Annotated in this window: 14 protein-coding genes; all 14 read right to left on the reverse strand. The window is 65.1% G+C overall.

Going from position 1 to position 12,409, the window contains the following annotated elements:
* A partial coding sequence (locus BLR80_RS06315; RefSeq protein WP_281241613.1) for a BRO-N domain-containing protein occupies positions 1-392 on the reverse strand: 392 nt, incomplete at its 3' end.
* A 385-nt stretch (positions 393-777) separates the two neighbouring features.
* Entirely contained in the window at positions 778-1,188 is a 411-nt protein-coding gene (locus tag BLR80_RS06320; RefSeq protein WP_092077476.1) for a glycoside hydrolase family protein, read from the reverse strand.
* The gene (locus BLR80_RS06325) at positions 1,185-1,439 is read right to left on the reverse strand and encodes a hypothetical protein (RefSeq protein WP_092077479.1); all 255 of its coding nucleotides are present in this window, start codon (positions 1,437-1,439) and stop codon (positions 1,185-1,187) included. The genes BLR80_RS06320 and BLR80_RS06325 overlap by 4 nt, the downstream gene beginning before the upstream one ends.
* Positions 1,412-1,918 (reverse strand): DUF1353 domain-containing protein, encoded by a 507-nt coding sequence (locus BLR80_RS06330; RefSeq protein WP_092077482.1) that lies wholly within the window; start codon positions 1,916-1,918, stop codon positions 1,412-1,414. The genes BLR80_RS06325 and BLR80_RS06330 overlap by 28 nt, the downstream gene beginning before the upstream one ends.
* Complete coding sequence (locus BLR80_RS12905; protein ID WP_171906346.1) at positions 1,915-2,061, reverse strand: hypothetical protein; 147 nt, start codon at positions 2,059-2,061, stop codon at positions 1,915-1,917. Before BLR80_RS12905 ends, BLR80_RS06330 begins: the two co-directional genes overlap by 4 nt.
* A gap of 18 nt (positions 2,062-2,079) precedes the next feature.
* Positions 2,080-5,328, reverse strand: a complete 3,249-nt coding sequence (locus BLR80_RS06335; protein WP_092077484.1) for a host specificity factor TipJ family phage tail protein — start codon at positions 5,326-5,328, stop codon at positions 2,080-2,082.
* Entirely contained in the window at positions 5,297-5,713 is a 417-nt protein-coding gene (locus BLR80_RS06340) for an NlpC/P60 family protein (protein ID WP_092077486.1), read from the reverse strand. Before BLR80_RS06340 ends, BLR80_RS06335 begins: the two co-directional genes overlap by 32 nt.
* Complete coding sequence (locus tag BLR80_RS06345) at positions 5,710-6,192, reverse strand: DUF1833 family protein (RefSeq protein WP_092077488.1); 483 nt, start codon at positions 6,190-6,192, stop codon at positions 5,710-5,712. The genes BLR80_RS06340 and BLR80_RS06345 overlap by 4 nt, the downstream gene beginning before the upstream one ends.
* The gene (locus tag BLR80_RS06350) at positions 6,192-6,833 is read right to left on the reverse strand and encodes a hypothetical protein (protein ID WP_092077490.1); all 642 of its coding nucleotides are present in this window, start codon (positions 6,831-6,833) and stop codon (positions 6,192-6,194) included. Before BLR80_RS06350 ends, BLR80_RS06345 begins: the two co-directional genes overlap by 1 nt.
* A gap of 9 nt (positions 6,834-6,842) precedes the next feature.
* The gene (locus BLR80_RS06355) at positions 6,843-8,177 is read right to left on the reverse strand and encodes a hypothetical protein (RefSeq protein ID WP_092077492.1); all 1,335 of its coding nucleotides are present in this window, start codon (positions 8,175-8,177) and stop codon (positions 6,843-6,845) included.
* Positions 8,177-8,575, reverse strand: a complete 399-nt coding sequence (locus BLR80_RS06360; protein ID WP_092077494.1) for a hypothetical protein — start codon at positions 8,573-8,575, stop codon at positions 8,177-8,179. Before BLR80_RS06360 ends, BLR80_RS06355 begins: the two co-directional genes overlap by 1 nt.
* The gene (locus BLR80_RS06365; protein WP_092077496.1) at positions 8,575-11,643 is read right to left on the reverse strand and encodes a phage tail tape measure protein; all 3,069 of its coding nucleotides are present in this window, start codon (positions 11,641-11,643) and stop codon (positions 8,575-8,577) included. Before BLR80_RS06365 ends, BLR80_RS06360 begins: the two co-directional genes overlap by 1 nt.
* Positions 11,640-11,834, reverse strand: a complete 195-nt coding sequence (locus BLR80_RS06370) for a hypothetical protein (RefSeq protein WP_092077498.1) — start codon at positions 11,832-11,834, stop codon at positions 11,640-11,642. Before BLR80_RS06370 ends, BLR80_RS06365 begins: the two co-directional genes overlap by 4 nt.
* Before the next feature lie 110 nt (positions 11,835-11,944).
* The gene (locus tag BLR80_RS06375) at positions 11,945-12,358 is read right to left on the reverse strand and encodes a hypothetical protein (RefSeq protein WP_092077501.1); all 414 of its coding nucleotides are present in this window, start codon (positions 12,356-12,358) and stop codon (positions 11,945-11,947) included.
* Positions 12,359-12,409 lie beyond the last annotated feature (51 nt).

A 12,409-nucleotide genomic window follows, 5' to 3' on the forward strand; every position in this document is an offset into this window, starting at 1 on the left:
AAGGCGACAACCTCTTTCGACGTGGCTGGCCCCTGGGACTGGGTAACGAAGGAGTAGCTGCCGGTCTTGCGAATGGTCGGCAGCACCTCTGCCGTGATCCACTTGCGAAACGGCTTGGCCTGTGGCTTGTTGGAGCGAAGCACCAGGGTGTAGAGGCCGGATTCGTTAATGACAGCTAGGCTTTGCTTGCCGCCAGGGGTAGGAACTTTACGCAGACCCTTTTCGTCGTCATCAAGTCGGCGTATTTGCTCCGTGCCCATCTCAAGGATCTCGCACGCGTCCTTAGCCACGAACCAGATCGAACCGTCTTCGTGCAAGAGGGTCCTGATTTTGTGCTCTGCGCTGTTGTGGAATTGAAACGAAAATACGGTGGGCTGTGCTGCGGTTTCCATGGCTGTGCTCCTTTTGTGGGGGGGGGGGGGGGGGGGTATTGCCCCTTTGCGTCGCCAAACGCAAAAAGGGCGACCGTGCGGGTTGGCGAACCGGCCAAAAGGCAAACCGGCGAGCCCGAAGGCTCCCCACACAGCCGCCCAGACAAAGCAGAGCAGACCATGCTGGACACAAAAACACCGCCAAAAAACATGCGGCGGCTGTATCCGCCAATTGGTTCGGGTCGCCAAACCCGGCTGCCGGATTTTGCCGGCAGCATTGGCACCCTAGCCCGTGGCGGTTGGGTTGTCAAGAAAGGAACAGCCCTCTTTTTGAGGGTTCCCGTTTGGGAGCTTTTCCCATTTGGGAAGACTTGTCAACTCAAAGTTCAACGATGAAGAAATGCTTTTACTCCCCTCCCCTCATCCGCTTGGCCAGCCGCAGCGCCCTGCGGCCGACCTGCTTGGCCCATCTGCTGTCCAGCATCTCGCGGGCGGCCAGGGCGTAGTCCCCGGTCGCGACGGCCGCCAGCATCCTGCGAAACTTCAACAGACCGGCAAAGCCCAGGTTGAAGCACATGTTCGTCAGCACGTCCTGCCGGACCGGATCAAGCGCCGGGAACCAGGGCAGCACCGCAAGCGCCGCCCGACAGCGGGCGACGTCGTTTCGTAGCAGGACCAGCGCCTCTTCTTTTGTAATGCCGACGTCCTCGATGTTGCGGCCAACGCCAATGGTCAGCTTGCCGGCCGGGCAGCGGTAGGGCTTGAGCGCCAGCTCCTCGTCCTCTATCAGTTGTTTTTCCAGGTCCGTCATGGTCATTTTCCAAACCTTAGCCCGGCGATGAACGCCGCGCCAATCAGCCCGATAATGGTCAGAAAGGCGGGGAACAGCCCCCGCTCGAACGACCGCCGCACCTTCCGGCCAAAGCGCAGATCATCCTGGAACTCGGCAACCTGCGCCGGGTCGTGAATGTCCACGCCCAGGATGGCGAAGGTCTTGGCGACGGCCTTTTCCGCCGCCTCCACCGCCTGCGGACAGGGCGTTATTTGTGCTGGGTTGTTGCAGTCCATTGGCCCCCCGCTGTCAGTCTCTCCATGCGGCCCCGATCGTCGCGGAGCCAGGCCCACCACCCGCCGACCCGGACGCCCGCCCAAACGAGCGCCGCCTGCCGAATCCTGAACTTCTCGCACAGCCCCCGCAGCAGGGCATCGGCCAGCCCCCGGCCGATCGGCTCACGGCAATCACGCCACACCGCGCCGTCCCGGACCTGGTAGACGCCCGCTGGCATCCGTCCTCGGTGCCGGTAGATCAGATCATGGAACAGTGCCGGGGTGTCCATGACACCGTGAGGCGCGAGGCCCAGCACCGACCAGACCAGCCGGGGAATGCTGGCCCCGTCGGTGATTTCACCGGCGAAGGCTCGAATCCGGCGGAGCTTGCCCGCGTGGCAAAAAACCAGATCACCGTCCGTCTCCAGCCGCGACAACCGCGTCCCGACGGCCCGGAACGGCAGGTGCTCCTGGGGCTGCAGAATAATCGGTCGCTTCATTTTCCGGCCAGCCTCCGCAAAACGCCACTGGCCAGCTGCACCCAGGAGTTGCTTTTCCACTTCGGGTTCAGCGCGATGACCTCGGAGCCGATCAGCAGAGCAACGGAGGCGTAGGCTGTAATCTCTGTGAGTGTGAGTTCCATTTTCTTCTCCTTCTTAAGTTAGCTGATCTTGGTGATCATCAGCGTGCCGCTGAACGACCCGCCGGAAATCGTCACCGTGCAGCTGTTGCCACTACCGCTGCTGGTCGCCGTCAGGCTGGCGCTGGTCGGGTTTCCGCCGCCATCGCCGGAACACCAGGCGCTGCCCGATCCGCCGCCGGTCAGGGAGGCGGTCACCGTTGCCGCGGTGGCCGTCGCCGTGCCGGTCAGCTGGTAGGTATAGCTGCTCCCGCCGGCCGGGCCGGTGAATGTGCCCGAGCCGGTCACCGTGTGGACCGAAACGTCCGCTGTCGCCGGCGTCACGGTCAGTGCGCCGGAGAAGTTCAGATCCCCGAACGCCTCGCCGTGCCCCGTCAGCGCCGCGACCTTGAAATGGTGGGCATAGCTGCCCGTCATGGCCAGCCCGCCGATGGTCGCGGCCGGCTGGCTGCCCCGGTAGACAACGTTGCTTTGCGTTGGCGTGAAGCCGCTCGATGAGCCGCCGTAACACACCACATACTCCGCCGCGTTTGCCACCTCGTCCCACGACAGACTCACCCCGTTGGCCAGCCGGGCCTGAAAATCCACCGTTGCCGGCGCGGCCAGGGCCGCCACATTGACGGCCAGCGACGCCCGCGCCGTCGGTCCGCTGGCCGTGTTGGCCGACAGGTAAACGGTGAATGAATCCCACGGCCCGCCAGACAGCTCCAGCTCCTGCATGGTCACGCTGGTGCTAGTGCCCTCGGCGTCGGTCCCCAGCACCTCCTCGCCGCCGACCTCGATCGCCACATCGTAACTGGTCGCGCCGGAGTAGGCGCTCCAGCTCACAGAAATCCCGACGTCGCTGGTGACCACGGCCAGGCCGGTCGGCGCCGCCAGAAACGCATGGTCGTCCGTCTGGGCGCTGCCGGTTTGCAATACGCCGCTGCCGTTGTAGGGCGTTATCTTGACCGTGATGGTGCTGGCCGTGGTCGTGAATGCCTTGCTGTGGCTGGTGTAATTGTCCTCCAGCGTCGCGTAGCCGCCGCCCTCGTTCAGCTCGATCTTGACCTTGGCGGCCGATCCGGTCCAGGAGACGACGAACGCATGATCGCTGCCGCTCTCGCCCGTGTGGCTCAGCGACAGGCCCGACAGTAATGGCGGAGTGCCGACGCTGGAGCCGACAGCCGGAGCGGTGCCGGGGTCCGCGTAAACATCGTCGTTGATGACCCGCCCGCTGATTTTGATCTTGTCGCGCCCCTGCGGCTGAACCTTGTTCACCCGCACGAACATGGGCGCTTGTTCCGCCGGGCCGAACAGGTAGCGCGTGGCCTTCAGGTCGTGGTCGCTCAGCGGCAGCAGGGCCGGGATTGTGCCCACAACACAATGCGCGTAATCGGTGGGCGTCACGGTGTAGGGGCCGCCGCTGCCGCCGTCGGGCAGGCTGATGTAGAGCGCGCCCTCGGACGCCCCGCCGAAATCGACCGGCTCGGACAGCCAGATCAGCCCCGGTTCGACCGCCATGATCAGCCCGTCCTGGCCCCAATCAATCAGGGTGTTGGGCACGAGAATCTTGGACAGCAGGTTCGGGATGTGGCCGATCAGCCCGGTGGTGAACTCGACGGCCGTCCGCTCCAGCCGGTCCTGCCAGTAGAGAAACATGCCGATTTCGTATGCCTGCTGCCTGCTGGCGCAGCCGTCCAGGGTGATCTCGCTGGGGTTGTCCTCGCTGCCGCCGAGCGCCAGGCAGACGACATCCTCCTCGTCCCAGGTGCCGGGGTTGGTGTAGGTCACGTTGACGCAGGTCGGGCTGTCCGGCGTCCGGGGGCTGGTCGTGATCGTCAGGTCGGCAATGTTGTCGCGGGTGAAAACGCAGGTCGGCAGCGCCTGCAGCTCGTCGCGCACCACCGAGAACAGTCCGCCCGGCATGTAGGGCACGGCCCGGCCGCAGGTGGTGGCCATCGCCACCGCGTCCATGACCGATTGCACAGAGGTGAACCGATAGTCGAAATAATGCCCGGCCGCCTCCCAATCGCCCCGCAGATCGTAAAGCGCCGCGAAGTCGACGATGGCGTCGGCCTGTCGCCCGCCGTTGTCGGCCGTCACCATGTAGGCGCAGACATCGGCGATGGACCTGGAGGCCGTCAGGGTCGTCCCGAAGCCAGAAGCGGTCACCGGATAGAGCTTGCGGGTGCAGATCACGTTGATCTGGCTGGCGGCGTCGCCGCTCAGCTGGTCGCTGGCCTTGATCTTCGCCTCGATCAGCGTCACGTCACCATAATCGGGGTGCGGCCCGCCGTGGGCCCGCAGGCCGGACAGGGCCACCTTGTCCATGGCGCTGCTACTGGTGCTGGCCTCCGTGGTGCGGCAGACGCGGAACTCGTACCGGCCGGGGCCGAGCGGGGCGGCAATCTTCCGCGAGTAGCGTAGCGGATCCTTGCTTCGGGCCGTGAACGTCTGAGTCTCCAACGTGGTCCAGGCGCTGGTGCCCGTGCCGCTGGCGTCGACCGTCCGTGCCTCCGTCTGAATGGTCACGCTTTTGGAGCGCGCCTTGCCCTCCTTGTTGTAGCGCACCAGCCCGGCCGGGAAGGTCAGGTCGTACTCCAGGAAATACGCCTCGGTATCGACGGCCGACACAACGTAGGAAATCCAGTCGGTCTTCAGCTCCTGGTTGCTGGCCTCGTTGCAGGTCCAGACCACGTTCGGAATCAGCGCGGGCGACCCGCCCGGCGCCACGACCTGGTAGGAGCTGTCGGCGTAATCGGTCAGCGGGGTCTTCTCGATAAAGACGCCCTCCACGTCGTACCGGCCAACGCCGAGAATCCCCAGGAAGTAGAGGTATTGGTCGTTGTCGATGTTCTGGACATAGCACTGCTGCGCCAGATCGGGAAAAATCCGCTGGCGGCCGAACGACTCCGCGAATGGCTCGCCGATCCGCAGCCGGTTGCGCCCGGTGCTGAAGCTGTAAATGCTGCTCGGGGTGCCACGGTCGCCCGCGCTGCCCGGCGACATGGACATGGCATACACGAGCGACCCAATAGACAGCACCACAGCGATTATTGCGACGGCCAGCGCGCCGGGGATCTCGACGAACATCACCAGCGCCCCGGCCGGAAACGGGTCATCCCATTGCGCCCGGCCCCAGGCCTCGCCGTTTACCACCAGAACAACCGGCCGGGCAAACGATAGCCCGCACTCGGCAATGGCCTGATTCGGGGTGCTGCCGTCTCGCGCTTCAAAGGCGGTCGCGTCCGCCGGGTTAAGCGGGTTTGTGCTGTGCAGTAGTTTCATGGGTCCAGAATCCCTGAATGGATAGCCCGTTGGCCCGCAGGGCCGGCAGGTCGCTGACAACCACGCCCAGACCGTCCAGCGCGTGGAGCACCTGCATTTTTCGGCCGGGGAAGATCACCATGCCGATATGGTGCGAGGTGCGGCCGTTACTCGATAAAAAAACCGCGTCACCCTCGATCGGGTGCGCGGTTGGGTGGTAGCCGAACAGGCTATCCGCGTCGGCGCTCATGATTCGCGCCGCTCGCCTCGCCAGGTGGTCCGGCGGCAGGCCGATCGGCGGCAGATCCCGGCCGAACTGCTCGCGGGTGATCCGCCGGAACCACTCATAGCAGTTGCATTCCGGCGTCCATGGCTGGCCGATGTATTTCAGCGCCCAATGGCTCACACGCGGCCCCCCGGCAATATGCCCGTGGTCATGATCCGGCGACAGAACGGGATGTTGACAAGGTCGGGGTAGAGGCAGGTGACCACCGTCTCAAAATCCCCCTGGAACTCGATCGACGCCACGGACAACGACACCGGCAACTCCGCGTCCGGCGCCACGCCGGGGCCGGTGTACTGGCGGTATTTGACGTAAACAGGGTCCGTCTCCTGCGCGGCGGCAAACAGGGCGTCCCGGTGGGCCTTCGGCAAACAGTTGATGGTCAGCTTCATCTGGCCACGAACGCTGCTGTCTGTTTCCGGCAGGCTCGCCTTGATCGTGGCCGGCCGGAAATCGCCCTGCGGCGTTGATAGCGCCCGATCGGCGTCCACCAGCAGGATGTTGTTCAGCCAGGTGCTGTGACTGATCTCGAATGTCTCGTACAACGTGACGGCCGGGTCGGCGTAGGCGTAGGCCTCCTTGATCGCCTCGGTCATATCCATCAGATCGCCTCCAGCGCGGCCAGGGCTGTATCGCGGGCGGCCAGGGTCGCCTCGGCGGTTTCGGCGGCGGCAACGGCGGTCTTCCCGCCCATGCGGGCCGCCTCGACGGCCGCGCCGAGGGCCATCCACCGCACCCGGGTGTCCGCCACATACCGCGCCTGCGCATCAATGGTGCGCCCGCAGGCGGTCGCCTCGGCCTGTAAAAACGGGTAGTCATCTAGGTCAGGCGTGCGGCCCTCGGCAAGCGCCCGCAGGTAGGCAGCTGCCTCCTCGGCCTTGGCCAGATAACGGCTCTCCTGCCCCACGCCCTGCGTGATGTGCCTCGCGCTGGCGTCACTGGCCGCCTGGTCGATGGCGGCGCGGGCCTCTGCCTTGAGCGTATCGAGGTCGCGGGCCACGGCCGGAAAGACGAACCGCCGGTTCTCCCCGTCGTAGACCGGCGCAAGGCCGTGCCGGTGGGTCTCGGGGTTGCCGATCGTCTCATAGACCACCGGCACCCAGCCCAGGCCGAACAGCGCCGCTTGCGGGAGGGTGTCGAAGCCGTTGATGGTGGCGCCGCCCGCCGTGGTGAAGCGTTGCGGCAGGGTTTGCGCGCGGCCGATCATCTGGAGCGTGTCAGGGTTGATCTGTGCGTATAGCATGGCTATTCCCTATGTTGGCGGCAAGATGCCGATGGTTGAGACGGTGAGAAGTTGAGTGCTGCCGGAGCTAACAAATTTCGTCGTCGCCCGGAACTGCTTATAACCCGTCAGAAATGTCTTGGTGCCGGAAGTGGGCGGAGGGGTTGAGATCCCCGCCCCCCACCAGAGGAACTGGCCGTCCTGGTGCTGGGCCAGACCGACATATTTGCTGGTGCTGCTGTAGTGCCCCTCCAGAAATACCGGAACCAGCCCCGCCGGCCGGCCGGTGGTCATGACGTAGGAATTTTTGTCAGTCCAGGTGCCGTCGGTATTGTAAAGCGAATACCCCCAATTTGGGCCAGTCGGCACGAGAACCCGCTCGACCCCGGCTACATTGTCAAAGCTGTCTGGTCGGGTGGCGGATGGAATTAGGCTGTGAGCCACGTTGTTTTCATCGACGATCCCCCCGAGGCCGGTCTGTTCAAAGAACGCGACCTGCACCGGGCGATAAATGTCCACGCCCGACGGAAAATAGGAACCCGCGGAACCGCCCCACGCCTCGATCAGGCCATCGGCGTTCTGCGCCAGGCCAACCCTCCCGCTGGCCCAAATCTTGGTGTAGCCCGCGCTGGTCGGATACCCGGTGCCAGCCCGGGGGGTGCCGAGGTGGCCGATCACGCCCGATGAGGTCAGATAGTAGAGGCCATACGTCACCGAGGAGTAGGTACAGTAGCAGTTAAACGCGATATCTATCAGTCCGCCAATCGCCGCCCAGCCTGGATATTTAGAGTCCACTGACACTCCCCACAGCCGCAGAGCCCCGCCGTCGGTGATGCCGCCCCAGATGCCGGTAAGCGCCTCGCAATCCACAAGCACGAACTGCACGTCTGTCGGCGCCGGATATGCTGCCGATAAATGCCCGGTACATTCCACCAGTCCCGCCGGCGACGGCTCACCCCCGCTGCCAGTCCCCGGCCCGGCGCTCGGCCAGAACGTATCCTCGGGCGCAGAGGCGGCATCCTGGATCAGCAGCGTCACCGAGTAATCGGAATACCGCACGCCCCTCCCCTTGCGCTTCGGGTAGCCCAGAATCCGCGCCCGGTGCGACGGGTAGCCCATCGCCGCCAGCCAGGGCGCCGAAAACCAGTTGACGCCGTGGTTGGCTGTCCGATCGCAAAAATACTGGAACGCCGCGCAATCCTCGTTGAACAGCCGGAACTGCACCGTTACCTGGTCGGGCGCGCCCGCTCCGAACCGGCGAACCTCGGCCCGGCCGCTCTGCCAGGTCTGGCGGGTCAGATTGCTGCCCGGCCGGACGCTGATGGTGCGCTGCGGGCCAGGCAGGTTGCTGGGCCATGCCGCCATTATTCTGTCTCCTCGGGCAGGTAGATTGCCGGATTGCCGTCGCCGTCCGTCTCCACCCCGGCGATGATCTCCACCGGCAGCGTCAGGGCCCAGCGGCCACCGCCCAGGTGCGACCAGCTCGGCGGCTCGCGCAGCCGCAAAAAATGGAACCCGTAGCCCATGGCCGCCAGCCAGGGCGCGGTAAACGGGGCGGATTGGTTCAGGGTCGTGTCCCACCACGCGCGGAACGCCGCCAGCTGCGCGGCGGTCATCATCATCTGAAACCTGGTGTCGCGCTCGGGGTAGGTGCGCAGCCGCTGTGGGTTGCGCTCTTCCTTTTCATCCGCCAGCCCACAACCGGGCTCGGCCTCGAATTCGGCCAGGGGTGATTGCGGCAGTGTGCCGGGCCATGCTTCCATCAGTAGCGCCTCCCGTAGCGCCGGTCGAAATACCCGGCCACGCCGGTGCCCCGGTCCATGCGGCCGACGATTTCCCGCTCGACTTGCTCAATGATCACGTCCAGCCCGCCATCGTCGCGTTGCCGGGTGGTGCTGGTGGTGCCGGGAGCCTCGTAGACACTGACATTCATCGGCTTGGCCGGGCCTGGGGTGCCTTGCCCCTGGTCGATCCGCGATAACACCCGATCAAGCTTGGCGCTGGTTTCGGCGGTGGTGACCCGCTCGCCCTTCTCCAGCAGCCAGGTGCCGGACTTCGGCACGGAGTCGATGCCGTCGTGCGCCATGCCGACGGCGGCAATGTTGGAGACAAGTCCGCCCATTGCCGCAGCAACCGACGCCATGGCTGCGAGGTTTAGTGGCCACGGGTTGTTTCCTGCTTTTGCGATAGCAGCCCAAAGATTTACAGTGGACTCAGCAATGGCAAACGCCTTGGACACGGCAAACATTGCCTTGTAAGCCTCTGACTGTTCGCCGGCAAACTGCGCCGTCATTTCCGCCATGCCGCCAAACATTGCTGATGCGGATGACAGGGCCATCTGGTAACGGGTGCCCTCGATCCGCGCCAGGCCCGCCTCGTGTTGCCGCTTAACCTCGGCCTCGCGCTCGTCCCATACCGCGTTCAGGTCGGCTTTTTGCTGCCGGTATTGCTCCAGCAGATCCAGCTGTTCGGAATACCACTGCTCCAGCGCCTCTGACTGCTGACTGAGCCGGTCGCCCTCCCCGTAATCGTCGAAGCCTGTCAGGCTGGGGGCTTCGGTGAACCCCTTTCCCGCCTGCTCCATGACCGCCCGGCCGTAGGTTTCGGCACTGATCGCCTCGGCCCGGTAAAGCTCGTCCAGGTGCTTCAGCTCGTCGGCAAGACGCTCAGTCTCGGTCCGCAGGCTGGCCTTAAGCGCGATGCCCTCGGCCTCGGCCTTCGCGTCGCGTTCCTTGGCCTCGATGGCCTCGTAGACGGCGCGGGTTGCCTCGATCTGCGCGGTACCTGCCTGTTCCTGCTCCAGTCGCCAGATGGCCGCCGCCTTGGCGCTCATGCCGAAGGTCTCGGCCTGCTCCTTCAGTGCGGCAATCTGCTGTTCAATCTGGCTGTCGCGTTCCTTGGCCTCGATGGCCTCGTAGACGGCGCGGGTTGCCTCGATCTGCGCGGTACCTGCCTGTTCCTGCTCCAGTCGCCAGATGGCCGCCGCCTTGGCGCTCATGCCGAAGGTCTCGGCCTGCTCCTTCAGTGCGGCAATCTGCTGTTCAATAGGGTCAACCGGCGCCTTGGGGTTCATGCGCCGGTTCAGCTCCGCCATCTGCTCGGCGTAGTACGCGGCGGCGGTCACCTTGTCGCCGGTGTCCGCGATGAACGCATCGCGGTCGGCCCGGTATTTCGCCTGCATGGCATCGTAAGTAGCCTGGGTGATCCGCTCCATGCTGGAGTAGGCAGACTGGTAGGCCTTGGCGGCGGCATCGCCCCCGGTGTTGGGCGTCTTGGTTTCCGCTGTCGGCGTGGGCGGCGTCTGGACGGTCCGCACCGCGCTGGCCGCTGCCTGGCCCTGACGCTCGATCTCGGCCAGATGCTGTTTTAGCGCCTGCAGGTTCTGCTGTTGCTGCTGCGCGTAAACCAGCCCGCCGACGCTGTTTTTGTAGCGCCGGGAGCCACGACGGTATTTTTCGAGCGCGGCCTCGACGTCGGCAATCTGCCCCTTGACCTCCTCGGCGCCGGTGCCGAGATCGACCGCCGAGACGCCGGCGGCCAGATCCTCGAAGTATTGCTTTGCCTGCCCGATCAGCAGCAGGTAGCCGGTCAGCGTGGCCGCGCCCTTCTTGCCGCCGAGGATCGCGCCGACAAAGCCGGCCTCGCGCACCACGGCGGGCAGGGCGTTCCAGCCCTCCAGCACGGTGGCCGACAGTTCCCCGGCGGCCCCGGCAATAACGACAAGCTGCCGGCCGATCTCGGTGGCGTTGCGGGCGAAATCGACAAGCTCGCCCCTGTTCTGCCGGACGTAGTCGGTCAGATCCTGCAGGTTCCGCCGCAGGTCGCCCTCGATGGCCTCGAACGACGCGATACCCACGCCCTCGATGGCCGACTTCAGGGTTTTGAAATCCCCGGCCACCGTGTCCAGCTTGACCTTGGCCAGGGCGTCGGTCTCGCCCCTGACGTTGCGCAGCTGGCCCTCCAGCTTGTGGTATCCGTCCAGCTGGTTCATCAGCACGAGGACGGACTTCGAGGCGATCATGCCGTAGTTTTCGGTCACCTCGTTGACGCCCCAGCCGGCCGCCTTGGCCGCTTTCAGGGTGCCGATCAGGTCGGTCTCGGCCGTGCCCAGCTCACGCGCCGCCTTTTTGTTGCGCACCATGGCCTGGCGCAGGTCGGTGCCTGAGTCACTGGCCTTGATGCCGGCATTGGCAAGGGTGCCAATCAGCGCCGCCAGTTGCTCCACGTCATACCCGAGCTGTGAGGCGATAGGGGCGGCGTAGCGCATCGACTCGCCCATCATCTCGATATTAGTGTTGCTGCGGGTGATGGTGCCGACCAGCACATCATTGAAGCGGGACAGATCCTGAACGCCCATGCCCATGGCGGTGAGGGAGTCGGTCACAATGTCCGACGCCCGGCCCAGATCGAGTCCGCCGGCAGTCGCCAGATTCAGCACGCCCGGCAAGGCGGCGACGGCCTGCTCGGCGCTCCACCCGGCCATGCCCATATACTTCAGGGCCTCGGCCGACTGCGTGGCGCTCCACTCGGTGGTTTCGCCGGCCTGTTTGGCGGCAGCCGCGAGGGCCTGAAACTCCTGCTCCGACGCCCGCATGACGCCGCGAACCGTCGCCATTTCGGATTCGAAGCGGGCACCGGTGCTGACCATGGCGGTGGCCAGCCCGCCGATCCCCGCCACGCCCGCCAGGGAGGCAAACGAGGTGGTCACCCCGCGCACGGCGGCAAGCGAGCGCTGGCCGAACTGCTGAGTGGTGTTCTCGGCGCTCTTCAGATCCTTTTTGTACTGGTCCGTTTTGGCACGGATCACAACGTCAGCGGTTCCGAGTCTCATTTTTTCGCCATCCTCTTCTTGGCGTCTTCCGCCCGCACCCGCTCAACCTCGGCGGCCAGCAGCTGCACATCCCGAACACACTCCGCCGCGTCGTCCACCCCGGCCAGCCGGATCGCATCCATCAGCGGCACCGGAACCACGGCGGAACACTGGCAGTAAATGGTGATGGGGCCTTCAATATCGTCCGTCATCGGCGGGCGGCAGGTGGCGCAGGGCGGCTCGCCGCCAAACTCCGCCCAGGTGAATTGGCAGGTGGGACAGTCGAGGCGGTCAATACCGGACAGCCACTCCGCCCACCTGATCAGTTTTTTTCGCGCGCCTCGTCCTGCTTCTTGATCTCGGCCGCCAGCTTGCGCCGGCAGTCCTGCACGAACAGCACGAGCGCGGCGAAGTCCGCCTCGGATAGCTCGCGGCACAGGCGGAGCCTGTTTTCCGCGGTGCATTCGAGGGGTGCGCCGTCAGCGTCAAGAATGTTTTTCCACCCGGCGACGGCCTCGGCGATCACCCGCTCCCGCTCGCCTGCCCCGTCGGTTTCGAAGATCGGGATCGGCTCCAGCTCGCCGGATTCGCCCTTGCGGAACTCAAAGCGGCGCTTGCTGGTCGCCTCGGTGATCTTGGCGATTTCGCCGGCGCGAAGGTGTTTGATTTCAAAGGCCGCACCGTCGGGATCGCCCGGCAGGTCAAACCATGCCTGTGTCATTTTCTGGAGTTTCATGCGTCACCCTTCAAAAAAAAAGCCGGCTACCCGCAGGCGACCGGCCCGGTT

It is taken from the genome of Desulfuromonas thiophila (assembly GCF_900101955.1).
Classification (GTDB): Bacteria; Desulfobacterota; Desulfuromonadia; order Desulfuromonadales; family Desulfuromonadaceae; genus Pseudodesulfuromonas; species Pseudodesulfuromonas thiophila.